Below are 25,073 nucleotides of genomic sequence, written 5' to 3' on the forward strand. Positions count from 1 at the left end.
GCTCTTATACTAGGTTGTACTATGTCCACTACTGTCCCAGCTACATCGACTGCCCGCTTCACCAAAGCGCAACGCCTGCTAACGCCTGCGGCTTTCCGTGAAGTATTTGACGCCCCTGAGCGTAAGCTACACCAAAGCCATCTCATGGCTTTTGTACGCACCAATACGCATGAGCAGCCGCGAGTCGGTATGGCGATTACCAAGCGTAAAGTACCTACTGCGGTCGCTCGAAATTTAATAAAACGTCAAATACGTGAGCAGTTTCGTGTAAAGTCCTCAATGTTAGAAAATAAAGACATTGTTTTTATTGTCAAAAAATCAATTAAAGGATTAGATAACAAAGAATTAAAAAATGAAATAATTAATATTTTTAAAAAAATAGAAAAAAAATAAAATGAATTTAATTCATAAAAAAATAAAATTTTTGTTATATTGTTTTTTTTATTACACTATTGTCATTTATCAGAAAATCATAAGTCCAATCATCCCTGCCCGTTGTCGCTATTATCCAACCTGTTCTAATTATGGCAAACAAGCTTTAGCGTGGCATGGAGTGCGAAGAGGCAGTTGGCTATTGTTAAAACGCATTGGGCGCTGTCACCCATTAGGTGGCCATGGTATTGATTTTGTGCCTCTGCCCTTAGCGGCTTATAATTACCAGTATTTGCCCTCTACTAAGTTGGGCAACGCCAAAAACTCTGGTTTTGGGGTGTGTCGAGACGATAAGAGTTATGTGAGCCGCTTAAACTATTTGCTGAAGACCACCTAAAATAGGTGCTCGACTGGCTGTTTTGTTAGGTCTTCAGAGTTACCCACAAGTTATCCACACTCTTGGTATCATTCGAGGTGGATTTTTAGTAAAATGATGCACATTTTATGTAAATGACTGCCAATACTGTTGTCATGGCGATAATAGATAACGGTGCTTTGTGTTCATGACACATGCCCTAATTTTTCATTCCCTAATTTTTTAATCTAGGAAAGGTTTATGCAAAAGATATTTCGGGTGATGATCATCATTGCGATGCTAATCACCGCTTATCTGCTGATTTTGGCATGGCGAGATGATTATGCCGATGCACCAGCTGTAGACACGGTACCAGAAGCTGCAACGTCAGTAGGTGCTGACATTCCATCTACGACTGGCGCAGCAGGTGATATTCCGGTACAGACACTACCTGTGGATAACGCGACTGCTGTTAACGGCACTGTGACGGCTACTCCGGCGAAAGATGCTGGTTTGATTACAGTCACTACCGATCGCTATGATATAAAAATCAATCCAGAAGGCGGTGATATCGTTTATGCTGCTCTCAAGCAGTATGACGCGACGCTCGATAGCGAGACGCCTTTTGTACTATTAGAAAATAATAGCAATCGCGTTTATGTGGCTCAGTCTGGTCTGATTGGTCAAGACGGTATTGATACTGCAGAAGGTCGTGCCAATTATAGCCATACTGCTAATAACTATGTAATGGAAAAAGGGCAACAAACGTTGTCTGTACCGCTTACTTATAAAAAAGATGGCGTGACGATTACCAAGACCTTTACCTTTACGCAAGACAAATATCCTATTGATATCAGTTATCAAATTCAAAATGCCTCTGCCGCAGCGTGGCAAGGACAGATGTTTGCGCAGTTAAAACGTGATGATAGTAAAGATCCTGGGATGTCTGATAAAGGCGCGCTAAGCATGGCGACGTATTTGGGCGGCGCTTGGGGCACACCTGATGATCCTTATAATAAGCTGAAGTTCGGTAACTTTAGTGATGGTGAGTTAACGACAACCAGTGATAAAGGCTGGGTCGGCATCGTGCAGCATTATTTTGTCTCTGCATGGACGCCTGAAAATTTCACCGGTAAGTTCTTCAGTCGTGAAACCGCTGATGAATACTTTATCGGCTTTAACAGTCAGCCAGTTAATGTTGCACCGAACAAGCAAGTCACACTAAATGCAACGTTATATGCTGGGCCGAAAGTACAGTCTGAGCTTAAAGACGTGGCAGTTGGCTTGAACAAAACGGTCGATTATGGTCTGTTATGGCCAATATCGAAGATCTTGTTTGCTATCTTGGACGGCATTCATAAGGTAATCGGCAACTGGGGTTGGTCAATTATTGTACTGACTATCTTAGTTAAAATTGCTCTCATGTGGTTCTCAAACAAGAGCTACTACTCAATGGCGAAGATGCGTGCCATTGCACCGCGACTTAAAGTGCTCAAAGAAGAGCATGGCGATGATCGCATGAAGATGTCGCAAGAAATGATGGCGATCTATAAAGAAGAGAAAGTCAATCCGATGGCGGGTTGTCTACCTATCTTGATGCAAATGCCGATTTTCTTAGCACTATATTGGGTACTGGTTGAAAGTGTTGAGTTGCGTCATGCCCCGTGGATCCTATGGATTCAAGATTTATCAGCGATGGATCCATGGTTTATTTTGCCATTGCTAATGGGCGCATCGATGTTTGTACAGCAACAGCTAAATCCGCAGCCCGCTGACCCAATGCAAGCAAAGGTAATGAAATTCTTACCGATTATCTTTACTGCATTCATGCTGTTCTTCCCAGCGGGTCTGGTTTTATACTGGACAGTGAACAACTTGTTTAGTATGACTCAGCAATATATCGTTAATAAGAAAGTTGACGAAGAGCAAAAGCGCCGTACGGTTAAAGTGCTCGACTAATCGACAAGTAGTTAGCTCTATAATAAAAAAACCATCGCATAAGCGGTGGTTTTTTTATACGTCAAACCTAGTATTTGCTTATATTGGTACGCACTAAAAAGCGCAAAATACCGCTATGTAAAGATTGCTTTGTCAGCATGCTTTTAGCCGTCTATAATGGGGTTTTTATCTATTGAGAGTAAGCGTGAATTCTGTCGAAGTGACGTTAGCACTTGGTTCATCTGAAAAGCCTGATTCCTCTAAAAATCATAAGTCATCTGGATTGGCCACCATTGCCGCAATCGCCACACCGCTTGGGCGCGGTGGCGTTGGGGTTATTCGTCTGTCAGGTGCGCGTGCTTATGACATTGCCTGTCAGCTCACTGGTAAGTCTGTTTTTGTCCCGCGTATGGCCAGCTTTTGCCGTTTTTATCAAGAGGATGGCACGACCATTGATGAAGGCTTAGTGTTGTACTTTAAGGGGCCGCACTCATTTACTGGCGAAGATGTGATTGAGCTGCAAGGGCATGGTGGCATGATTTTGCAAAATCAGCTGCTAGCACGGGTGTTTGAATTGGGCGCAAAACAAGCCAGTGCAGGGGAGTTTTCTTACCGCGCTTTTGACAACGATAAGCTGGATTTGGTACAGGCAGAGGCTATCGCTGATGCGATTGATGCGACCAGTGCTGCCGCTGCCAGTAGTGCTATACGCTCGCTAAGTGGTGAGTTTTCACAAAAAATTAATGAATTGCTTGAGCAGCTTATTCATCTGCGTTTACATGTTGAAGCCGCCATTGATTTCCCCGATGAAGAAGATGTTGATTTTTTATCTGATGGGGTTATACAAGCCAATCTTGAGCAGACGCAACATAAGATACAGCAGGTACTGTCGACCGCAAAACAAGGTCAGCTATTGCGTGATGGTATTCACGTGGTATTGGCAGGCAGACCAAATGCTGGTAAATCGAGCTTGCTGAACCGTCTAGCAGGACAAGAGCGCGCTATCGTCACTGATGTCGCAGGTACGACACGCGATACGCTACAAGAGACCGTGGTACTGAATGGCTTGACGCTGCACCTAACCGATACAGCTGGCCTACGTGAGACGGAAGACACCGTAGAGCGTATTGGCATTGAGCGCGCGCGTACCGCTATTACGCAAGCTGATATGCTGATGATGGTCTATGATGTGACCCGCGACCTTGAAGAAGAAAGTACGCCATTACAGCTGGCTGAGCAGTTATTTGGCAAGCTACCAGAGGCTAAGCGATTATTGATTATTGCCAATAAAAGCGACTTACTAAACGGTTTGAGTGACGAGGGTGCCATGTCCGCTTCACAGATTGAAATAAAGAATCGTGGTTATGAGCAAGTCAATGTTTCATGTGAAACAGGCGCTGGTATCGATACATTGGTCGAAGCGTTGTGTGCTAAAGTGGGTTTCCATCCGCCCGAAAACAGTCTCATTGCCCGTACGCGGCATTTAGATGCACTCAGACGCACAGCAGACTATTTGGCAGAAGCACACGAACAATTAACCGTCTTTCAGGCAGGTGAGCTGGTGGCTGAAAGCTTACGTCAAGCTCAGCAAAGCTTGGCTGAGATTACTGGTGAGTTCAGTGCCGATGATCTACTGGGTAAAATTTTTGGCAGCTTTTGTATTGGCAAGTAGCTTTTTTAAGCTGCGCGATTAAATCGTCGATGTTGCCGCCTTTAATATTAAGACAAGGAAAGTAGTATGCATTGCCCGTATTGTAATGCGTCAGAGACCAAGGTAATTGATTCACGGCTGGCGGCAGAAGGTGCGCAAGTCCGTCGCCGCCGTTCCTGTAATAGTTGCCAAGAGCGTTTTACCACGTTTGAGATGGTAGAAGTAGTGATGCCAAGAATTATCAAATCAAGCGGTAAAATTGAGCCTTATGATAACGAAAAGCTGCGCCGCTCTATACTATTGCCGCTACAAAAGCGTCCCATCACGATTGATGAGCAAGAGGCAATGATTAGCCGGATAGAGAAGCGCGTACGGCAAATGGGTGAGCGTGAGATTAGCAGCAAGGTCTTGGGCGAGATTATCATGAGCGAGCTTAAAACGCTTGATGATGTCGCTTATGTACGCTTTGCTAGTGTTTACCGTGACTTTCAAGACATTGATGCTTTTCATCAAGAAATCGCTAACATCCGCCCCACCGAAAAAACTGACGATAACGTTAAGTAGTCTTTATTAGCTACTTTCTTATTAAGTGTGACCTCTTTATGACGCTCTCAAACCATCAACTTTCAAACCATGAACAAAATGCTCAAGACCAGTATTTTATGATGCTTGCTATCGAGCAGGGTAAGCGAGGTCTCTATACTACGAGGCCCAATCCAGCGGTAGGATGCGTCATTGTTCAAGCAGAGTCTATTGTCGGTCAAGGCTTTCATCCAAAAGCAGGTGAGCCTCATGCCGAGGTGTTTGCCCTGAAAGAAGCAGGTACGCGAGCAGTAGGGGCAACTGCTTATGTAACCTTAGAGCCGTGTAGTCATACAGGACGTACGCCACCTTGTGCGCTTGCACTGATCGCTGCGGACGTTGAGCGAGTGGTGATTGCAGGTCTAGATCCCAATCCACAAGTCGCTGGACGCGGTGTACGTTTACTAGAAGAGGCGGGGATTGACGTCACTATTGGTGTATTAACGCAGCAAGCAGAGGCCTTAAATCGTGGATTTTTGAAAGCAATGCGCACTCAGATGCCTTATGTTCGCCTTAAGATTGCCACCAGCCTTGATGGTCGTACCGCGATGGCGACAGGGGAGTCGAAGTGGATTACAGGTGCCGCTGCCCGCGAGGATGTACAAAAGCTACGTGCCCGTAGTGGGGCGATTATCACGGGTAGCGAAACTGTTATCGCTGATAACCCTCAATTAAATGTACGCTCAACTCAATTGGGCGTACTATCTGAGCAAGTTCCCGCTCCCAAAGTTGTCGTACTCGATAGGCGTCAGCGCTTAGAGCACAGCTTACAGTCTGATTATCAGTTATGCCGCCATCCTGAAACACTATATTGGCATGAAGATAACTTAGTGGCATTACTAAGGAATTTAGTCAGCGAGCATCAGTGTTATGAAGTATTGGTTGAAGCTGGTGCGAGCGTGGCAGGTAGCTTTCTAGCCCAGCAGCTGGTCGACGAGCTTATTGTTTATCAAGCGCCTTGTTTATTAGGAGCACAGGCTCGCCCAATGGTTGACTTTAATCCACTATCGTTGGCGCAGCAGCTGCGTTTTGATATCGATAGTTATGAACAAATTGGCGCTGATCTAAAACTGACCTTACTGCCTTTATAACTCGGTTGTCTCTCACTGGCTTGTTCACAATGTGCGTTAGATGTGTGCGGAATGTGGATAAATCAGTAAATCTATTAATGGTTTCACATGGAACTGTGTATAACTTTGTTTCACATGAAACGGAAGAGTCCGTTTTTGTGAATAATATTAATATATACGTATAAAAATCAATGATTTATGGTTTATTATGAAAGTTTTTAGGTTTTTATGCCGACTCTGATTTTCTGTGGATAACTTGGTGGAAATACAGGTTTTTAATAACATAAGGGTTGATTTACTATGACTTATCCACAACTTATCCCCTATTACGCTTAAAATAGGTGTGTTTCACTTAAAAGCTGTGCGTTTCACTTAAAAGTTAAGGCAAGCAAACGTTGCCATCAATATTGATAAATGCTAATACGTTGTCTATGACGACAATATAATAATGAGATGAGGTTGATATGTTTACCGGAATTATAGAAAGTGTCGGAAAGGTTAAATCCATGCAGCCTACGGGTGGTGATATACGCTTGACGATAGAGTCTGATGGTTTAGACTTCAGTGATGTGAAACTGGGTGACTCTATTGCTTCTAATGGTATTTGTTTGACGGTTGTGGATTTTGGCAGCAATCATTACTCGGTTGATGTCTCACGTGAAACAATTGCTCATACAGCGTTGGAAGATTTAAAGCCGGGTCATATCGTCAATTTAGAGAAGGCGATGTTGCCAACCACACGTTTTGGCGGCCACATTGTAGCAGGTCATGTGGATGGTGTTGGTGTCGTGCATAAGTTGCAAAAAGACGCGCGTTCTATCTATATTGAGATCGAGATACCGCAAGAGCTAGCGCATTATACAGCGACCAAAGGTTCTATTACCCTTGATGGCATTAGCCTCACCACGAACTTGGTACGCGATAATATCGTCTCGTTAAATATCATTCCGCACACCGCACAAGTTACCAATATTGCTCAGCATTGGCTGGTAGGTGATAAGGTTAATGTTGAAGTGGATATCGTCGCGCGCTATTTGGAGCGGCTGTTAAACAAGTCACAAACTGACAGTAAGACAGCGCAAAGTACACCAAGTAATATCACTGAGACTTTCTTGGCTGATAATGGCTTTATGAGATAATAAGTAAAAATAGTAAGTAGGGTTTTTCAGCATATCCTTTATATTGACTAAGGCGTGCCCTCATTTTGATAATGATAAAAATGAGGGCACGCCTTAATTTTTAATAAGGCTCTGTAACACTGTTTGCAGCTTATTTTTATTGATAGGCTTGGTCAAAAATTCATCCATCCCTACGGCAAAGCAAGCGTCACGATCCTCTGTCGAATTGTTTGCCGTCAACGCCACAATAGGAATGTCATTTCCTTGCGCGCGAATGGCCTGAGTCGCTTGTAAGCCGTCCATAACCGGCATTCGGCAGTCCATCAAAATAAGCGCAATCTCTTTATGCTGCGCTTGCAATTGACTCAACGCCTGCTTACCATCTTCTGCGACCACCGTACGATAGCCAAGCTTGGTTAATATCTTACAAGCTATTTTTTGATTGGTCGGACTGTCTTCTACCACTAAAATAAGCGGCGCTGCGATCGCATCGTTGATAGTATCTGTGATCACGTTATCTGTGATCACGTTATCTGTCTCTGTTACCAGTGCGCCATTTTCTTTATTCACTTTTTGGATTGGTGCGAATGTCTGTCTGACTGGAAGGGTTAAGCGCAGCAGCTCAGATAACAATAAAGCACTGTCTAAAGGTTTGGCCAAAAAACCATCACATTGATCTAACAGTACAGAGGAGATACGGCGCTCAGGCTTCATGCTCAGCAGTATTTTAGGCATAGAGATAGTGGCCAGTAACTGGCTTAAGGCCTTACGCCGGTTATGACTGATTGTTTTATCGTCACCTTCTGCTGGCTTAGGAAATACGATAGTGTTGCTCTCATAATATTCATAATCTAGTAGCAGAATGGGTGCCAGTGTTTGCGCATTCTCGGAGAGCTGTTTCGTTAACTGCCTAATGGTCGCACTATTGATCGAGGTATGAATAGTGGCTGGTATGGATAGATAGTCGCACAAACGTTGCAAATGTTCCGCACCCAGCGTTTGATTCATCACTGCAACCAGATGAATATGAGTCAATTGTTCATGAAAACGATAGACTGGCTGATAGTTTGGACGATGACAAGGCAGGTATAGATCAATGCTGATACCTTCATCGGCGGTGCTATTTGACTCAATAAAGCCGCCCAATAATTGTGCAAAACTGTTCGCCGTATTGAGTTCTAAAATTGCTTCAATAGAAGGCTGCTGTACAGGATAGTTGGCTGGGTTGTTTGCTTGATTGATATAAGTAAAATGCTGCGTTTGCTGCTGCGATGGGTTAATTGTCCCAGTACTTTGTAGGCCAAACTTCACCCAGTTATGCGGATTTTTTGTTGTGCTGTCTTCGCGGATAGCCAGTGGCTCACTCTTGGTGGCTGATGGTAAAGGGTTGTCGGTAATTGCTTCAATCGTCAGAGAAACAGAGCCTGCAAGAGTGGATGTGATGGTACTGTCTAATAAATTTAGTAAAATTTGGCACAAGCGTTTGTGATCCGTATTAATATAACGCGGGCAGCTAGGGGCAAAAAAGTAATGCAGCTCGAGCCCTTGTCGCCGAGTATCATCTGTGACTAAGTCATTGACATGTTGTCCCAGTTTGTAGATGTCGACAGACTCAATCCTAAGACGGGTTTTCTTGACGTCGAACTCTCCTACACCCAGCATGTCATTGAGCTTCGTTAACATAGAGTCGCTCGACCTCATTAGCGTCTGTAACACCGCATTCTGCTGTACAGAAAAAGTCTCGGGATTCATGGCTTCAAGAGTGTCGATTATAGTCTCTAGTGGTCTATGCAACTCATGATATATAGCGGGTTTGAGCCCATTAAATTCGTCGATTTTTCCTTGCAGCTGTTGGTTTTGTTGTTGTAGATGCGCGTTCTGATGGATGATTTCATTGACATTATTAAGCAGCACCGTAAAGCCATGCACTTGTCCGTGCTCACCAAACCAAGGGGTAATGTGCAATTGATAGGCTTGTTGATTCTCTAGACCGTGAACGTTTAGAGTACGGGTGACATACAAGTTAGAGAGTTTTTGTAATAGTAGCTGGGTGGGCTCATCGTCAGCCGAGACAAAATCCGTCAACTGATAGTTGGTATCGCTTTGAAATGGGGTGGCAAATACCTGCTCAAAACGTTGATTAAAAAAGCTGATCTGACCGTGACGCATGATCATGACCATCGGCAGCGGTGCTTGCTCAACCAAACGCTCAAGACGATGTTGCAGCGTTTGTATACGTCGGTGGTTACTATGGAGTTGGTAACTGATACGACTGAGCGCATGACCTAGGCGCAAAAACTCAGCCGTAGAATTTTTGTTAATAAAGGGTGGCGGCAGATAAGCGTCTTTTGCCTTGCTACTTAAATTATCGGTATAAGCTATCAGCTGTTGCCAGTTACTTTGGCGATTTAATGTATAGAGTAACGCCATGATGAAGAACATAATCGCCGTCATTAGCGGTAGCCAATAGCGATAGGATATCCAGTCTATCTCAAGTGGTTTGTGGCGTAATATGATATAGAGTTTGTGACCACTCTCAAGCTCTATGGTCCCTGTTAAATTACTAGAGTTGAGCTTATAGGCACTATAATTATTGCTATCAGAAGGCAGTGAAGTCAGGACATTAGGGAAGGTGACGGTGGCAAATGCACGCTCATTAGGACGGACATAGCGATGAATATGAGTCTGCCCAGATGGCATCATAGAAATAATCTGATAACTAACACCTGCAAAAGAAGGCTCGGTCAATATTTCTTGAAAGTCAGAGTTTAGAGGTTCTGCGTGTTTAGTAACGGCATGCTGCAATGATTCAAACGTGTCTATACTCTGCTGATGATTATGCGTGTTTAAGTCATCAAACTGCGCGAAGTAATACAGTGACAACATGGCCAGCAGTGTCAATGTATAAAAGAGCAGCAAACGCTGTAAAGACTGAAACTGTTGCATGAAAGCCTGACCCTATATCGGAACGATAAAATACAATTATGATGCGTCTGTCACCAATCTGATAAATGCGCGACACTTGTTATGGGTCTGTTCTATGTTGATAAGTCGCTTAGCTCAATTAATAAGTCGCTTGACTCACTATAAATGATGACACGCCCTAGTGTTACTAGTGACAAACGAGAGATCATTGAATAGAAAATTCACTACGTGTCAATAATAAGTTCCCGTAGTACAAATACAAAGACTTCCTATATATAAACCTATTCATAAAAGGGTGTTAAAAAGAGATCGTGATGGGCTTTATTGCTATTATAAAGATAAATGGCCTTATTAGTAACGCTGGATTGACACTATTACAATCATGGCACAACGTCGTAAACTCACCTATAATGGGCACATCAATCATATATTATAATGCATGACTATGAACACAATTGCTTCCGCCTCTGATCTGTCTATGGATTCTACTAAACCTCAGCAAAATCCCATTCTTGGTGCTCAGCAGGGTACTAGCCCTTTAAGGATAGTATTTGCGGGGACGCCTGAGTTTGCAGCGATTAGCCTAGAGGCTTTGATTCGCCAACAAGAATCCCTGAATATAGAGATTGTCGCGGTGTACACCCAGCCTGATCGCAAAGCAGGTCGCGGACAAAAACTCTCAGCTTCTGCTGTCAAGCAAGTGGCATTAGCCAATGATATCGCTGTAGAGCAACCGCTCACCTTTAAAAAATCTAGTACTGAAGGCATGGCGGCGCGGCAGACCTTGCGTACTTATCAGCCAGACGTGATGATTGTCGCCGCTTATGGCTTGATATTGCCTATTGGTGTATTGGACACGCCTACTTATGGTTGCCTAAATATTCACGCTTCATTATTACCACGCTGGCGCGGTGCTGCTCCTATCCACCGTGCACTATTGGCCGGAGATGATGAGACAGGCATTACTATTATGCAGATGGACAAAGGACTTGATACAGGTGACATGCTTTATAAAGTCAGCGCTAGTATTGAGCCTACTGATACGGCCGCCAGTTTGCATGATAAGATGGCTGAGCTTGGTTCGACGGCCATTAGTACTGTGTTACAAGACTTGGTACATTACCAAAAACAGGCTGTATCTCAGGATGACAGCCAAGCCAACTATGCTGAAAAGCTGGTCAAAACTGAAGGCGAAATCGACTGGACGCAATCCGCTACTGAGATTGAACGAAAAATTCGTGGACTGACCCCATGGCCGGGTGCTTATACTTTCTTGGCAGGGCAACGCGTCAAAGTATTGGCCAGCTTGCCTGTGAATGCATCTCAGCAAACCAATGAGCCTGTTGGTACTGTTATCAGTATCGGACGCAAAGCGATTTTAGTCGCTTGTGGCAAAGAGAGCGAAGCTGAATCATCAGCCACTACTTTAGCCATAACTCACTTACAGTTTGCCGGTGGTAAGCCGATGACCGCTGAGCAAATTTGCCACGGCAATCAGCTAAATGATGGCGATCAATTTATGACAGAATCAAAATAGCTTTTACTTATATTCAACCTACTTGCACAAGACGCTATCGACCATACGTCAAGGAAATAAAATTTAATGAGACAAACCAGCACTGCGCCAAGAAACAATAAGCTCAAACCGTCAAGCAACCTTATCATGAATGGCAGTGTGCGCGTGCGCGTGATTCGTACTTTGCTCGCTATTCAAAACGGTCAGTCGCTCTCAAGCGTCCTTGATCCATTATTGAATAGTTTGCATGATGGTGACAAAGGCTTCGCCCATGCGCTATTGCTCACGACATTGCGTCAATGGCATGCGCTGGCGCGTTTGCTTGATACTTTAGCAGACAACCCTATTGATGAAGTTGAGGTGCGCACCACCATTCAAGTAGGCTTAGTGCAGTTGCTGTATTTAGAGGTGGCTGACCATGCCGCGATTCATGAAACCGTTGAAGCTGCCAAAGAGATTGAGTTCGCTCATTCAACTGGTTTGGTGAATGCTATTTTGCGCAAAGTCGCCAAGAATCCAAGCAAATTCCGTAAGAAGTGTGATAAAAAGCATAGTCTACCGAATTGGCTCGCTTATCAGCTTAAGCAAGATTGGAGCGAGCAGTATGATGAGCTGACCCAAGGCTTGCGCCAACCAGCACCGATGTTTTTACGAGTAAATTCGGCGGTTACTTCGGTAGAGGACTATCAGCAAGCACTCGATGGGGCAGAAATTGATGCAGACATCGTTGAGCTAACGACTGGTTTTAAGGTAGCGAATTCGTCAGAGTCTGCCACTCCTACAACGCTATCAACCAAAGGTCTCCGGCTACATCAAAGCACTGCCGTTAACGCTTTGCCTGAGTTTGCTTTAGGGGTTGCTAGCGTACAAGACATGCATGCGCAACTTGCTGCACCGATTATTAATAAAGCATTGATGGCTAAGCTTAGCGCTGAAAATAACAGTGCTAACGATACTGACAGCGACAGTGATGAAAGTAACAATAATGAGCTACACATTCTAGATGCTTGCGCGGCACCTGGTGGCAAGCTGGCTCACTGGTTAGAACTTATAAGTTCTAAGAACGAATCATCATTGTTTCACGTGAAACAAGATAATGCTGAAACGTCACCTGAGACAGCTAATATCAAGGTAACGGCTATCGATAATGAAGCACCACGTATCGAGCGTATTCGCGAGAATTTACAACGCTTAAATTTAAGTCAGCATGATTTGCAGCAAGCAGATAACAGCATCGCATTGAACATTGTCTGTGCAGATGCAACCAGATGGCAGCATGGAAAAAATAAAAAAGCGGCGACAAATGAACCCGTCTTTGATGCGATATTATTGGATTCTCCTTGTACCGCGACTGGCGTAATTCGCCGTCATCCTGATATCAGTATTTTGCGTACCGAAGAAGACATCGAGCAAACGGCACTGTTGCAAGCAGATATTTTGCACAATCTATGGCCACAACTCAAAGCTGGTGGTTATCTGCTGTATGTGACATGTTCTATCTTAAAGCAAGAGAACGTCGAGCAAATGCAGGACTTTATCACGCATCATAATGATGCAGTAGCGATTGAGTTTACCGAAGATTGCAGCTGGGGTATCGAACAAGCGATTGGTCGTCAATGCTTGCCGATTGATAGCGCAAGCGGTGATGGGTTTTATTACGCCTTGCTTCATAAAACTGCTGAATAAACCGTTTTAAATATTGAATAACCTCATTATAGACAGGACAATCTAATGAAATATATCAGTACCCGTGGTCAGACAGCACCAATGGATTTTAGTGATGTGCTTTTGATGGGTCTTGCCCCAGATGGTGGTTTGATGTTGCCTGAGCATTATCCAAACATCGATAGCGCTGTACTTGATGAATGGCGCACGCTTAGCTACCCACAGCTTGCGATGGCGATTATGCAGCGTTTTGCGACAGATATTCCTGTGGCTGATTTGCAAGACCTCATTGAGCGTACTTATACCGCGGAAGTATTTGGTAGTGAAGAGATTGTTCCTGTCCGTAAGCTTGAAGATAACTTATATATTCTAGGATTATCAAACGGTCCGACATTGGCATTTAAAGATGTGGCCATGCAGTTTTTGGGCAATGCCTTTGAATACGTGCTTAAGAAAAAAGATGCGCGTATTACTATCATCGGCGCAACCAGTGGTGACACGGGTAGTGCGGCAGAATATGCGCTACGTGGTAAAGAAAATATTGAAGTCTTTATGCTGTCACCGCATGGCAAAATGAGCGAATTCCAGCGCGCGCAAATGTATAGCTTGACTGACGATAATATCCATAATATCGCTATCGAGGGTATGTTTGATGATTGCCAAGATATCGTCAAGGCATTGCAGCAAGATGCTGAGTTCAAAGCGGCTTATAACCTAGGCACGGTAAACTCTATCAACTGGGGTCGTATCCTTGCGCAAATCGTTTATTACTTTAAAGCCTATTTTGCCGTGACTGCCAATAACGACGAAAAAGTCAGCTTTAGCGTACCGTCAGGTAACTTCGGTAATATCTGTGCCGGTCACATCGCTCGTGAAATGGGACTGCCAATTGATCGTTTGATTGTCGCTACCAATGAAAACGATGTGCTAAATGACTTCTTTAACCAAGGCGCTTATCAGCCGCGTCCGACTGAAAAAACCTATATCACCTCAAGCCCATCCATGGATATCTCCAAAGCGTCCAACTTTGAGCGTTTTGTTTATCTGCTATTAGAGAAAGACAGCGCGCGCGTTCATGAGTTGTTTGAAGGGGTGAAATCTGGTCAAGGTTTTGATTTATCTGATTTGATGGATGCGGTCAACAGCCGTTACGGTTTTGCGGCTGGCAAGTCTACCCATAACGACCGCCTGCAAACCATTAAAGCGCTTTATGAGCAGCATGGTGAATTGGTTGATCCGCATACCGCTGATGGTATCAAGGTCGCCAAAGAGTTGCAGAAAAAGGGCGAAATCATTGTTTGTGCAGAGACGGCGCTACCTGTTAAGTTTGCAGATACTATCGTTGAGGCCATTGGTCAGATAGACATTGCTCGCCCAGCGCATACTGAAGGCTTGGAGAGTTTGTCGCAGCATGTGGTCGTGCTAGATAATGACGCTGAGCAAGTCGCTGAGCAAATTCGTCAGCATGTCAGGCCAAATCCAGCCTAAATCAAAGCTGGACTTGTTATTAGCTTTGTTTAACCATTAAACAAGCGTCCACATAAAAGTTACGCCATTGTAATAAAGTGTTTATGATTGTGTTATGGTAGATATAATTGTAATATTGGAAACAGCGTCGGCGACTCATCATTTTGCTAGACGCTTTTTTAGCAATCACACCAGCCAATTACACTGAACAGCTGCCCTATAGGCGTTATGATAACTGTACTGTTAAGCTCTTTTATGCTCTTAATTGCTTGTCATTGATTTTAGTAATGCTCAAGGATTAAGATTAAATCAAGGGTCTAAATAGTATTAATTGTGGCGACAACAGCGGTACATATTGTGGATATAACAATGAAGATGAGCTTAAAAACGATAGCAAAAGCCCTGTTGATCACGACATTTAGTAGTACGATGCTAATGAATGCTGCCCACGCTAACAATCCAGCACCAACTATTAAAGCGGATGCGCCCAATCGCTATACGGTCAAAAAAGGCGATACATTGTGGGACATCTCAGGACGCTATCTAGACAGTCCATGGCGCTGGAAAGAAATTTGGGCGACCAATAAGCAAATCAAAAACCCCAATCTTATTTATCCTAACGACATTCTTATCTTATGTGTGATTCAAGGTAAGACTTTGATTGGTGTCGATACGGGTGAGGGCTGTGCTGGGATTGAAAAACAATTGACCGGTACGGCAGTTGCCACCTCGGTCACAGTCACGTCGACGGCGAATAGCATTCCACCTATTCCATGGTCTGCTATCCAGCATTGGCTAGATAAAACCATCATCGTTAATCCAGCAGATTTTAATACCACACCTTATATATTAGCATCTAAAAAAGGCAACTTAATCACGGCAAGTGGTGATAAAGTCTATGCCAAAGGCGTGCCGCTTATCGTTGGTCAGCGTTATGGTATCTACCGTGAAGGTGAGATGTATGTCGAGCCAAAGACTCAGCAAGTCATCGGACTTGAAGTCACACAAGTCGCGACTGGATTGGTTACGTCTACAGAAACCAATGGCGTTACCAGTTTGCAACTTACCGACAGCTACGGCAAAGAAGTCCGTGAAGGTGATCGGGTTTTTGTTGAGTTAAACAACTCTATCCCGCCCGTATTTTACCCAACGCCTGCAACGGTTAGCCGCGGCGGTATGATTGTCCGTGTCATGGACTCAATCAGTTCAGCGGCGAAGGGCAGTGTGGTCGCGATTAATTTGGGCAGCGCAGAGGGTGCCAAACCCGGCGATGTGTTGACTGTCTATCAAAAAGGGGCGTTGGTACGAGATACCAAAGATAATGATGCCTCTGTACGCTTGCCAAGTGAGCAGAGCGGTATGGTGATGGTGTTCAATACTTTTGACCATATCAGCTACGCTTATGTGCTTGATTCTGAGCTACCGCTCAATGTGGGTGATCAATTATTACCTCCCCCTTATCTATAAACCAGACTTCTTAAGTCAGTTGAATCCGTAAATGCGAGTCAGACCATTATGACGGCAGTTTCTCCAGTATTACCCGACGAGCAGCGTGCAATATTGGCGCTGTGGACCGAGGTGAATGCGTCATTATCGGCTTATCATAAACTTATTACCTCTTTTGGTACGGCGGAGCTTGCTTGGCAAGCCAAAGCAGAAGCATGGCGTCAGTTGGGTATTCACCATACGCATCTTGCCCGCCATGAACAGCCAGAGCACACGCAAGCCAGTATCGATAAAATTCAGCAAGCGCTCAACGAGGGACGCTACGGTCTGCTATTTTCTGATCAGCCTGATTATCCTGCCCAACTCTTACAAATCTATGACCCACCGCCATTATTGTTTTATCGTGGTAATCATGCACGCCTGCATCAAGCACAAATCGCTGTCGTCGGCAGTCGAAAACCCACCGCCCATGCCCAAAAAATCACTTTCGATATGGCACAGTATTTGGCGCAAGCTGGTTATATCATCACCAGTGGTCTTGCCATGGGGGTAGATAAGCGTGCGCATTTAGGTGCGCTGGCTCAGACAGATACTGAATATCAAGGTCGAACGATTGGAGTCATGGGTACAGGGATTGATGTCAATTATCCCAATCATCATGATAAGTTATTTACTCAAATCATCGATCAAGGTGGCTGTATTATCAGCGAGCTGTTACCACACACGCAGCCGCATAAACATACTTTTCCACGCCGGAATCGTTTGGTGGCGGGTTTAAGCTTGGCGACCATAGTGACGGAAGCCACGATTCAAAGCGGCTCACTGATTACCGCGCGCCTAACCTCGGAGCAAGGCAAGCAAGTTTTTGCGATTCCCAGTCATATTGACAATAGCAATGCTGAAGGTTGTCACCATTTGATACGTGAAGGCGCGACGTTGATTTATCATCCGCAGCAAGTAATCGAGGACGTAAATGGTCAGCTGGATTATGACAATAATAGCTATCGACCAGCACAACAGACGGCCAGTGCCAATCATAAGCTATCGGATAGTCATCAACCTTCTCATGCCCCAGAGACAGCTTCTGTGCCAGCGACGAGCCAATTGACACCGTCTAACATCAAATCCCCTAAAAGCGCTATCGTCGTCCCAGAGCATTTAACGCTGGTCTATGAGCAGCTTGACTGGCATGGACAAGATTTAGACGCGCTGTTGGTCAGTACCAAGCTTACGCCACCGCAGCTGATTGGGCAGTTAATGGAGCTTGAGTTACTGGGTGTTATCAGCGTGCAAGGTGGGCGTTATTTACGCGTTTAAAGTCGTACTTTCTCTACTTTTACGTTTTTCTACTTATTAATTTTAAGTGATTGAATACGGTACAATTTTATAAATATAGTCAGTGAAAAGTAATATCGAACCATCACGCACTGCTGATATCAGTTTTTCTTGCTTGCTGTGCCTACGCAGACAGAGGTGACAAAAATTGATATCAGCAATACCGTCGCGTTTTTAGGATATCTTGACTATATTTGAATTTGGCTCACTTAATCAGCTTCTCTCCTATGTTATTATTAATGCTTAAACTTCCACCTTTTCGAAGCCTTCAAGCCATGAAAAAATCCGCATCCTTTACTACTGATTCTGTCGCTCAAGCTGCTACGTGGCTAAAAGAAGGGCAGCTACTTGCGTATCCCACCGAAAGCGTTTGGGGTATCGGTTGTGATGCTTACGACGAGATAGCCGTTCAGCGCATTTTAAATATCAAACAGCGTCCACAAGCCAAAGGCATGATTGTCGTTACTGACAGTGCCGAGCGTTTAATGCCTTTACTAGAGCCTTTAGAAGACGGTCAGCGCCAACAAATTATCAAGAGTTGGCAGGCAGATAGTGACAATATAGAGCTGCAATGCAAGCAAGCGCATACTTGGTTGTTACCTATTCCGCAGGCTTTAACGACGGTGATACCTTCTTGGATAACCGGGCAGCATCAAACAGTGGCAGTTAGAGTTATTGCCCATCCTATGGTTCGTCAATTGTGCCAACAATTGGTCGACGTTCAAAACCCCTTTGGGCTATTGGTTTCTACAAGTTGTAATCCATCAGGGCAACTGCCTGCTATGACTTTCACTGATGCATATGGGTATTTTGGCGAGCAAATCAGCTACTTGCAGGCTGACACTCTAGGTTATACATTGCCTAGTCAAATTCGTGATGCAACGACAGGATTAATTGTTCGCTAGACAAATTACAGTTATTTAAAGGTTGATATTTATATCTATTTCACTATTGACAGAAATAAAAGAATAGCGCAAGATAAGTTAATCTAATCGTATAAAAAACTAAGTGAATGGCTCTTATGAAACTAAATCCTGTGACCGAAAAATTTATCTTACATTGGGGTGAGATGGGCTCGCAGTGGGGCGTTAATCGCACCATGTCACAGATACATGCGTTATTATTTATCATTGGCAAGCCACTAAATGCTGAAGAAATCACTGACACACTTGGCGTCGCGCGCTCTAACGTTTCAAACAGTATTAAAGAGTTGCAGCATTGGGGCTTGGTACAAAAGATTTCGATATTGGGTGACCGTCGTGACCACTTTACGACCAATACCGATGTTTGGGAGTTGGCACGTATTATTGTCGTTGAGCGTCAGAAGCGTGAGCTTGAGCCAACAGTACAGTTTTTACAAGAACTTATGGACAGCCCTGAATTTGAACATGAAAATAATGAGGTAAAGTCACGCATCCGTGATACCCAAGAATTCGTTAGTACCCTAACCACTTGGTCATCTGAGATGCTTAAGCTGCCCACAAGCATCCTCAAAAAAGTCCTCAAACTTGGCGCCAGTATTAAAAAGGTTTTGCGTTAATAGTAAGCTGTAAGCTGTACGATCTAAAATAAAAAATTTGAGATATGATTTCTGTTTTGACAGAAATATATGTAATGGACATAAAGGCCAGCTAAGTTTAAGTGACACGAGCTTCAGTAAAAGTAGCAGCAATAAGAAACAGCAACGACAAATGGATGTGTAAAATGACAGTCAATCAAACACACGCTAATAAAGAGCAAGCCATTAAAAAGGCTATCGCTGCAGTCGAGTGGCAAGACTTGCGCCAGTTAACGCGCGGTCAAATCGCTTATAACGTTATTTTGCCTTATCCATTTTTGTTGTTGTCTTGGTGGTTTGCCAGCCAATCTTGGTATGTCTTGGCATGCGGGGCTTCTTACTTATTTTTTGCTGCTGCATTTCGCCAAGCACACGATGGCTATCATCATAGTTTAGGGACAGGTAAGCGTACGACCACCGCGATATTACTATTGCTTAGCGTGCTACTGATGACCAGCTTACACAGCATTCGCGCCACTCACATGGCGCATCATCGTGATCCGCTGGGCGACAGTGACATTGAAGGCAGTCTAGCAAAAGTGTCATGGTGGCAAGCACTGCTCAGCGGGATAACTTATCGGCTCGATATTTATCGTCAAGGACTGCGTCTAAGCAGCCGTCGCAATCAAAGCTTGGCTTGGCTAGAATTTGGCTTGATTGCTTTAGTCGTCTTGGTTGCCCTCGTACTGACCGTATTTACTGTCGCTGTTCCTGCTCTGACCATGTTAGCGCAAGTATTGATGTACCACATACTGACCATGATGTTGGCCAATGCCAGCGTTGGCATCATTGCTGTGTGGGGCGTGCACCACGATTGTGATGAGACGATCGCTCGCACTGAGCGTAATTCAGTGGTCAATTTCCTAACTTTTAACCTGTTATATCACGTAGAGCATCATCTGTTTCCTGCCGTCCCATCAAACCATTTACCTGAACTTGCCAAGCGTTTGGATACGGCTGCGCCACACCTGACCAAAGCACATGTGTTACCGAGTGTGGCTAACGTCATAGATTTTATTAATCATCGTTGGAACAAATTAAAGAATAAATCTCAAAATAATAATAATGATAGTGAGTGTCCTATTCGTAAGCGTTTTGCCTAATAAGTAGGCTAAATAAAATCAAGATACTTATCCACCAATTATCCACAGTAGTTTCATTGGCTTTGCCAACGCCGTATTTATACTCAATTAACGACGAATGTTAATAGGATAAATATCATGAAAACGAATAATAATGTAGGTGCTTACCCTTACCTATCAGTGATTATTTTGTTTGCAGGGCTTGGCAGCATAGTTGGTGGGTTGATTGCAGAACTGGGTTTATTGTTTATTTTTAGGAATGCGGATTTTGCGCAGATTAGCTATCAGCCATTGCTATATGTCGGTCTGCTTGGTTTTATTCCTGCTTTATTAACAGGCATTATTGTCGCTACTCAACAGATATGGCGCGGTGATCATAAGAGTCTACGAACGACATTTTTAGTTGGGTTCGTAACATCAGCAGGTTATATGGGTGCAATCATCCTATATTTAGGCATAAACTCATTGATAGAGGTTGGCGTGCTACTGGCCTTTATGATTGGTATAGGACTATTTGGCGCTATCAATTCAGCCATCGCTGGCTGCATTGCTTTACCAAAAGCATGTAAAAGTCGTTTTGATATAAAGGTTAAAAAAGAAGACGATGACTATAACGGATTAAGTTTTACTAAACGATAAGCGAAAAATATAAGGAACAGGACATGAATATTTTAATCAGTGGTGGCTCTGGATTTTTAGGCAGTGCCTTTAGCGATGAGATTATGGCGCGTTACCGTGCCCAAGATAAAGCGCTGCATATTACTTGGCTGACGCGTGATAGCAGCCAAGCACATCCGAATGATATCAATATGATGACTTATGATGAGTTGGCGAGTTCGGATAAAAGCTTTGAGGTTATTTTAAACCTAGCAGGGGCAGGTATTGCTGACTCACGTTGGAGTGATGCGCGCAAAGAGCAATTGCTCGCCAGCCGTATTAAACCTACCGAATCTCTATTGGCATTTATTAAGCGCACCAGTATTAAGCCCAAGCTAATGGTCAGCGGTTCAGCGATTGGTTGGTATGGCACACAAGGTGACAAGCCTCTTACCGAAAGCAGTGGTTTTGAAACCGATTTTGCTCATCTATTATGTGATGAATGGGAGCAGCTAGCATTGACAGCAACCGAATATAGCGTGCCCGTGGCTATCGTGCGTACTGGGGTGGTTATCCATCCTGATGGCGGTATGCTCGGTAAACTATTAACCCCGTTTAAGATGGGCGTCGGTGGACAATTGGGTGATGGTCAGCAAATCATGAGTTGGGTCAGCCGTGAGGACTGGATAGGGGCAGCGATATTTATCATTGAGCAGCACCTTGACAGTCATGCGAGCCGTCAAACCACGCATGAAAATACCCTACAGACTACAAATGATACGACAGCGGTCGTGTATAACCTAACGGCACCCAATCCTGTAAATAATCATACTTTCACCAAAACACTGGGGTCATGGTTACACCGTCCGACATTTTTTACTTTGCCAAATTTCTTACTTAAGCTGATGTTTGGTGAAATGTCGACGCTACTCATAGATGGACAAAAGGTCTTGCCGCAAGCATTACAAAGCGCAGGTTATGAGTTCCAGCATCCGACACTTAAACAAGCTTTAGAAGAGCAGAAGTCGTAAATAATCATGAAGGTTGTTTCATGTGAAACGTGATTCTTCATTGTAGGGTGCTTTGTTTCATGTGAAACCTAAAGAGAGGTTCTTATGAGTAAAGTTGATAGCAACGCTACAATTACTGTATTTAGCTACCCTAAATGGAAGGTGATAGTACAATATCCATTATCAGGTGGGGTGGTAGGAGGTTTAATCCTCTTTCTATATATAGCGATAGGAATGTCGATAGATATTGGCATTCCGCTCCGAGATTCACTACTCTTCGTCAAAATGGCTCCAGCATTTATCCTAGTAGGTTTTTTCGGAGGTTTACTACCAGCGTTATTAACAGGTTATATCGTTTCTAAATTCGAAATATATTTTGATTCAGTAGCGAAGGTGCTTCCCTTATTTATAATAGGTTTTATGAGCACGTTTTTATTCGTAGTGTGGTTCATGATAGGGGATGGCTCTGTAAACTCTTCTATAACAAGTGATATTTTATTTTGCTGTAATGGCGGTGTCAGCGCTATCATCACAGGATGGTTCATATTACCTAACCACAAATAAAATTTATCCACATATTTCACTTTTGACAGAAATAAAATAAATAAAACTATGTAGTTAAATCAAGTGGTCGCGCCAGCAAGACAGCTACTGCTTATCACTAAGTAAGGAGAACATCATGCGTCATCCTTCATTAGCCAATATTGAATGGCAAGATTTGCGTCAGCTCAAGCCTACTGAGACCGTTTACAATATCTTTTTATCGTTACCATTTTTATTATTGTCATGGTGGAGCGCGTGGCAGGGGTTTTGGCTACTTGCGCTGGCTGCGACGTTTTTCTTTTTTACTGCCGCACTTAGACAAGCCCATGATTGCTATCACCGCACTTTAGGTGTGAGTAAAGTCGCCACAGAGCTCATGCTATTTATGCTGAGTATCACGATGCTCTGTAGTACGCATGCCATTCGGCATACTCATCTCAATCATCATAGAGATCCGCTTGGAGACAGTGATGTCGAGGGTAATTGGGCACGCCTGCCGTGGTATCAGGCGATATTAGGCGGTGGTATTTTTTCGATTATGATTCAGTGGTTTGGTTTGACGCATGGTAGCCGCCGCAATCGCATACTCGTTGGCTTCGATATGCTGCTTATTTTCGCAGTGATTGCCACCGCTTTTATCACGATGCATCCCGTATTGATGTATCACGTGTTGGTGATGATATTAGCCAATACGATGGTGGGGTTCTTTGCCGTATGGAGCGTGCATCATGGCTGTGATGAGGTGGTATATGCCCGCAGTGAGCGCAATCCGCTGATTAATTTACTGACCTTTAACTTGCTTTATCACATCGAGCATCATCTGTTTCCAGCGGTGCCGACCAATCATTTACCGGCACTGGCTAAGCGTTTAGATGCTACCGCTCCACAGTGGACGCAGCAACCAGTCATTCCTTTTTTAGCACCAGTCAATAAATACCAAAAACCTAGCGTGATTAATAAAACGAATAGCCTCGATGCTGAGGTATCACTCAGAAAGGAGTCATAACATGATTATCCAAAACCATATCAACAGTTATAGAGAGCAAGCAAATTTGTCCATTACCATGTACTACGATGATGCGTGCGTGATATGCAGCACCGAGGCGCATAATATGAAAAAACGTCAGCCCGAGAAGATACGCTTAGTTCCTGTGGAAGAAGGGCTTAATGAGTTGGCCGTCGCAGGATTCAGCCGTGAGGACGCGATGACGTATATGTGTATGAAAGACAGCTACGGCAATTGGTATACGCATATGGATGCCGTGCGACTGCTCTACAGGACGGGCGGCGTTAAATGGTCACCGTTGTTGTTTTTGCCAGTGGTCAAACAACTGGGTGACTTAGCTTATCCCTATGTCGCGCGCAATCGCTATAGAATTCCGAACTGGGTGACCAAGTTGGTCTATGGCAAAGCGCTGATGCAAGCTTGTGAAAATGAGATCTGTAAAATAGCACCAGACAAACGTTAAAGTATTTTTACTGGCAACCATTTGGTTTTGTAGCAACAGCACTCTAGACGTAAAGCATATGAAGTTTTCGTGGAAAAAAGGAGGCTATGTTCAGAGCATTCAGCTTTTAACGTAAGATAGCATCCTCTTCATCTGATTAGATCTTACTATGTGGTTCTTTATCATTTTCACTCAGTTGCTAGCTGTTATGACCAGCGTTCTTCTCTGCTGGTTTGTAAAGCCAAAAACTAATGCTGCAAAAGCTGCGCTGATAGCTGCTGTCTTTATTATTAATAATGTGGCTCTCATTTATGGTTTGACTGAGTTTTGGGGTGAGCGCTTTCATGTCTATCTGGTCGTTAGTATTTTACAAGGTTTTATGCTTTATGCTGGTGTGATGACGGCTGCGGTAGCGCTACTCGTTTATCAGGTCATCAAGCGAAAATCTCGTCCAATACTCTTGCGCGCCTTTGCCATTACGACTTATATAGCCATTGTTAGCTTAGCGGTATTTAATGCTTACTCGCCCGTTGTACACCGTCTAACAGTCACTATAGATAAGCCACTGGATAAGCCAATGGATATCGCGCTTGTCTCTGATACGCATCTGGGTAGATGGTTTGGCAATCGACAGATAAAGAAAATGGTAAACCTTATCGATGCGCAACATCCTGATGTCGTGGTTATCGCTGGTGACATTATGAATGACAACACCGTTGCTTACGATAATACGAATATGCATGAGCAGCTATCAAAGCTAAAGGCACCGCTTGGCGTCTATGCAACTTTAGGCAATCACGATTATTTCGGTTATGACCAGCAGATCACACAGGCGGTGGAAAAGGCTGGCATCAAAGCGCTTGATAATGAGAGTGTGTTATTAAATGACTCGGTATGGCTGGTGGGGCGCTCAGATGATATTGATCGTACTAGACTGTCAGCCGAGGAGTTATTGACGCAAGTACAGACAGACAAACTGGTGATATTTTTAGAACATCGTCCTAGCGCGATGGACGAGGTCAGCGCCCTGCCAGTCGATTTGCATCTGTCTGGGCATACCCATGGCGGGCAGATATTCCCGTTAACAATATTGATGGATTGGTTGACACCGCTAAACTATGGCAGCAAAAAAATAGCCGATACGCAGTTTTTGGTGACCTCTGGTTATGGCATCGGCCCAGTACCTTTTAGACTGGGTACGCGTTCTGAGATTTGGATAATTACGTTGCAGTCTGGTGTATGAGCCATTTAAATAAACAGTGTTACCCTAATGATAAAGCCTCTACCATATCTAAATGGTAGAGGCTTTTATTTGCTGTTAGGCTGGCTAATAGCTACTTTGCTTGTCTGGTTAGCTAAAAACATACTGCATTGACGCCATCATACTCAGGGATT

General features: G+C 44.0%; 22 protein-coding genes. 21 read left to right on the forward strand and 1 reads right to left on the reverse strand.

Features of this window, described 5'->3' with window-relative positions; genetic code table 11:
* Positions 1-21 precede the first annotated feature (21 nt).
* From rnpA to J5X94_RS08905, 7 genes are all read left to right on the forward strand, one after another.
* On the forward strand, positions 22-393 hold the full coding sequence (rnpA, locus tag J5X94_RS08875; protein WP_210541000.1) for a ribonuclease P protein component: 372 nt from the start codon (positions 22-24) through the stop codon (positions 391-393).
* Between the two features lies 1 nt (position 394).
* Positions 395-769, forward strand: a complete 375-nt coding sequence (gene yidD, locus J5X94_RS08880; protein WP_210541001.1) for a membrane protein insertion efficiency factor YidD — start codon at positions 395-397, stop codon at positions 767-769.
* A gap of 219 nt (positions 770-988) precedes the next feature.
* Entirely contained in the window at positions 989-2,686 is a 1,698-nt protein-coding gene (yidC, locus tag J5X94_RS08885; RefSeq protein ID WP_189583885.1) for a membrane protein insertase YidC, read from the forward strand.
* A 262-nt stretch (positions 2,687-2,948) separates the two neighbouring features.
* Positions 2,949-4,337 carry a tRNA uridine-5-carboxymethylaminomethyl(34) synthesis GTPase MnmE gene (gene mnmE, locus J5X94_RS08890; RefSeq protein WP_210541053.1) on the forward strand — a complete coding sequence of 463 codons (1,389 nt, stop codon included), beginning with the start codon at positions 2,949-2,951 and terminating at the stop codon, positions 4,335-4,337.
* A gap of 66 nt (positions 4,338-4,403) precedes the next feature.
* Positions 4,404-4,880, forward strand: a complete 477-nt coding sequence (gene nrdR, locus J5X94_RS08895) for a transcriptional regulator NrdR (protein ID WP_010197173.1) — start codon at positions 4,404-4,406, stop codon at positions 4,878-4,880.
* A gap of 38 nt (positions 4,881-4,918) precedes the next feature.
* The gene (ribD, locus tag J5X94_RS08900; protein WP_210541002.1) at positions 4,919-5,989 is read left to right on the forward strand and encodes a bifunctional diaminohydroxyphosphoribosylaminopyrimidine deaminase/5-amino-6-(5-phosphoribosylamino)uracil reductase RibD; all 1,071 of its coding nucleotides are present in this window, start codon (positions 4,919-4,921) and stop codon (positions 5,987-5,989) included.
* A gap of 443 nt (positions 5,990-6,432) precedes the next feature.
* Positions 6,433-7,107, forward strand: a complete 675-nt coding sequence (locus J5X94_RS08905; protein ID WP_210541003.1) for a riboflavin synthase — start codon at positions 6,433-6,435, stop codon at positions 7,105-7,107.
* Between the two features lie 93 nt (positions 7,108-7,200).
* Here the strand turns inward: J5X94_RS08905 and J5X94_RS08910 are convergent, their stop codons facing one another.
* Entirely contained in the window at positions 7,201-10,032 is a 2,832-nt protein-coding gene (locus J5X94_RS08910; RefSeq protein ID WP_210541004.1) for a response regulator, read from the reverse strand.
* 424 nt (positions 10,033-10,456) lie between these two features.
* Between J5X94_RS08910 and fmt the strand changes: the two genes are divergently transcribed.
* From fmt to J5X94_RS08980, 14 genes are all read left to right on the forward strand, one after another.
* Positions 10,457-11,548: a methionyl-tRNA formyltransferase gene (gene fmt / locus J5X94_RS08915; RefSeq protein WP_210541005.1), complete on the forward strand. Its 1,092-nt coding sequence runs from the start codon at positions 10,457-10,459 to the stop codon at positions 11,546-11,548.
* Between the two features lie 66 nt (positions 11,549-11,614).
* On the forward strand, positions 11,615-13,213 hold the full coding sequence (locus J5X94_RS08920) for a transcription antitermination factor NusB (protein WP_210541006.1): 1,599 nt from the start codon (positions 11,615-11,617) through the stop codon (positions 13,211-13,213).
* 45 nt (positions 13,214-13,258) lie between these two features.
* Positions 13,259-14,680, forward strand: a complete 1,422-nt coding sequence (gene thrC, locus J5X94_RS08925; protein WP_189583907.1) for a threonine synthase — start codon at positions 13,259-13,261, stop codon at positions 14,678-14,680.
* 348 nt (positions 14,681-15,028) lie between these two features.
* Complete coding sequence (locus tag J5X94_RS08930; protein ID WP_228293213.1) at positions 15,029-16,126, forward strand: LysM peptidoglycan-binding domain-containing protein; 1,098 nt, start codon at positions 15,029-15,031, stop codon at positions 16,124-16,126.
* A 48-nt stretch (positions 16,127-16,174) separates the two neighbouring features.
* The gene (gene dprA, locus J5X94_RS08935) at positions 16,175-17,422 is read left to right on the forward strand and encodes a DNA-processing protein DprA (RefSeq protein ID WP_210541008.1); all 1,248 of its coding nucleotides are present in this window, start codon (positions 16,175-16,177) and stop codon (positions 17,420-17,422) included.
* Positions 17,423-17,715: 293 nt separating this feature from the next.
* Positions 17,716-18,345, forward strand: a complete 630-nt coding sequence (locus J5X94_RS08940) for an L-threonylcarbamoyladenylate synthase (RefSeq protein ID WP_210541009.1) — start codon at positions 17,716-17,718, stop codon at positions 18,343-18,345.
* Positions 18,346-18,461: 116 nt separating this feature from the next.
* A complete protein-coding gene (locus J5X94_RS08945; protein ID WP_010197184.1) occupies positions 18,462-18,980 on the forward strand; it encodes a GbsR/MarR family transcriptional regulator in 519 nt (172 codons plus the stop codon).
* A 164-nt stretch (positions 18,981-19,144) separates the two neighbouring features.
* On the forward strand, positions 19,145-20,101 hold the full coding sequence (locus tag J5X94_RS08950; protein WP_210541010.1) for a fatty acid desaturase family protein: 957 nt from the start codon (positions 19,145-19,147) through the stop codon (positions 20,099-20,101).
* Between the two features lie 117 nt (positions 20,102-20,218).
* Positions 20,219-20,719 carry a hypothetical protein gene (locus J5X94_RS08955; protein WP_210541011.1) on the forward strand — a complete coding sequence of 167 codons (501 nt, stop codon included), beginning with the start codon at positions 20,219-20,221 and terminating at the stop codon, positions 20,717-20,719.
* A 23-nt stretch (positions 20,720-20,742) separates the two neighbouring features.
* Positions 20,743-21,708 (forward strand): epimerase, encoded by a 966-nt coding sequence (locus J5X94_RS08960; RefSeq protein ID WP_210541012.1) that lies wholly within the window; start codon positions 20,743-20,745, stop codon positions 21,706-21,708.
* An 84-nt stretch (positions 21,709-21,792) separates the two neighbouring features.
* Positions 21,793-22,251, forward strand: a complete 459-nt coding sequence (locus J5X94_RS08965; protein WP_210541013.1) for a hypothetical protein — start codon at positions 21,793-21,795, stop codon at positions 22,249-22,251.
* A gap of 115 nt (positions 22,252-22,366) precedes the next feature.
* On the forward strand, positions 22,367-23,236 hold the full coding sequence (locus J5X94_RS08970; RefSeq protein WP_210541014.1) for a fatty acid desaturase family protein: 870 nt from the start codon (positions 22,367-22,369) through the stop codon (positions 23,234-23,236).
* Between the two features lies 1 nt (position 23,237).
* A complete protein-coding gene (locus J5X94_RS08975) occupies positions 23,238-23,699 on the forward strand; it encodes a thiol-disulfide oxidoreductase DCC family protein (protein WP_210541015.1) in 462 nt (153 codons plus the stop codon).
* Positions 23,700-23,886: 187 nt separating this feature from the next.
* A complete protein-coding gene (locus J5X94_RS08980; protein WP_228293214.1) occupies positions 23,887-24,921 on the forward strand; it encodes a metallophosphoesterase in 1,035 nt (344 codons plus the stop codon).
* Positions 24,922-25,073 lie beyond the last annotated feature (152 nt).

It is taken from the genome of Psychrobacter sp. K31L (assembly GCF_017942195.1).
GTDB classification, from domain to species: Bacteria; Pseudomonadota; Gammaproteobacteria; order Pseudomonadales; family Moraxellaceae; genus Psychrobacter; species Psychrobacter glaciei.

What these genes read in the sequence shown, in the direction of transcription:
- J5X94_RS08905 (WP_210541003.1), top strand. Translation starts at nt 6,433, where the DNA reads ATGTTTACCGGAATTATAGAAAGTGTCGGAAAGGTTAAATCCATGCAG.
- J5X94_RS08960 (WP_210541012.1), top strand. Translation starts at nt 20,743, where the DNA reads ATGAATATTTTAATCAGTGGTGGCTCTGGATTTTTAGGCAGTGCCTTT.
- J5X94_RS08950 (WP_210541010.1), top strand. Translation starts at nt 19,145, where the DNA reads ATGACAGTCAATCAAACACACGCTAATAAAGAGCAAGCCATTAAAAAG.
- yidC (WP_189583885.1), top strand. Translation starts at nt 989, where the DNA reads ATGCAAAAGATATTTCGGGTGATGATCATCATTGCGATGCTAATCACC.
- rnpA (WP_210541000.1), top strand. Translation starts at nt 22, where the DNA reads ATGTCCACTACTGTCCCAGCTACATCGACTGCCCGCTTCACCAAAGCG.
- J5X94_RS08980 (WP_228293214.1), top strand. Translation starts at nt 23,887, where the DNA reads ATGACCAGCGTTCTTCTCTGCTGGTTTGTAAAGCCAAAAACTAATGCT.
- nrdR (WP_010197173.1), top strand. Translation starts at nt 4,404, where the DNA reads ATGCATTGCCCGTATTGTAATGCGTCAGAGACCAAGGTAATTGATTCA.
- J5X94_RS08945 (WP_010197184.1), top strand. Translation starts at nt 18,462, where the DNA reads ATGAAACTAAATCCTGTGACCGAAAAATTTATCTTACATTGGGGTGAG.
- J5X94_RS08910 (WP_210541004.1), bottom strand. Translation starts at nt 10,032, where the DNA reads ATGCAACAGTTTCAGTCTTTACAGCGTTTGCTGCTCTTTTATACATTG.
- fmt (WP_210541005.1), top strand. Translation starts at nt 10,457, where the DNA reads ATGAACACAATTGCTTCCGCCTCTGATCTGTCTATGGATTCTACTAAA.
- J5X94_RS08940 (WP_210541009.1), top strand. Translation starts at nt 17,716, where the DNA reads ATGAAAAAATCCGCATCCTTTACTACTGATTCTGTCGCTCAAGCTGCT.
- ribD (WP_210541002.1), top strand. Translation starts at nt 4,919, where the DNA reads ATGACGCTCTCAAACCATCAACTTTCAAACCATGAACAAAATGCTCAA.
- J5X94_RS08965 (WP_210541013.1), top strand. Translation starts at nt 21,793, where the DNA reads ATGAGTAAAGTTGATAGCAACGCTACAATTACTGTATTTAGCTACCCT.
- J5X94_RS08955 (WP_210541011.1), top strand. Translation starts at nt 20,219, where the DNA reads ATGAAAACGAATAATAATGTAGGTGCTTACCCTTACCTATCAGTGATT.
- J5X94_RS08930 (WP_228293213.1), top strand. Translation starts at nt 15,029, where the DNA reads ATGAAGATGAGCTTAAAAACGATAGCAAAAGCCCTGTTGATCACGACA.
- J5X94_RS08920 (WP_210541006.1), top strand. Translation starts at nt 11,615, where the DNA reads ATGAGACAAACCAGCACTGCGCCAAGAAACAATAAGCTCAAACCGTCA.
- J5X94_RS08975 (WP_210541015.1), top strand. Translation starts at nt 23,238, where the DNA reads ATGATTATCCAAAACCATATCAACAGTTATAGAGAGCAAGCAAATTTG.
- thrC (WP_189583907.1), top strand. Translation starts at nt 13,259, where the DNA reads ATGAAATATATCAGTACCCGTGGTCAGACAGCACCAATGGATTTTAGT.
- J5X94_RS08970 (WP_210541014.1), top strand. Translation starts at nt 22,367, where the DNA reads ATGCGTCATCCTTCATTAGCCAATATTGAATGGCAAGATTTGCGTCAG.
- dprA (WP_210541008.1), top strand. Translation starts at nt 16,175, where the DNA reads ATGACGGCAGTTTCTCCAGTATTACCCGACGAGCAGCGTGCAATATTG.
- yidD (WP_210541001.1), top strand. Translation starts at nt 395, where the DNA reads ATGAATTTAATTCATAAAAAAATAAAATTTTTGTTATATTGTTTTTTT.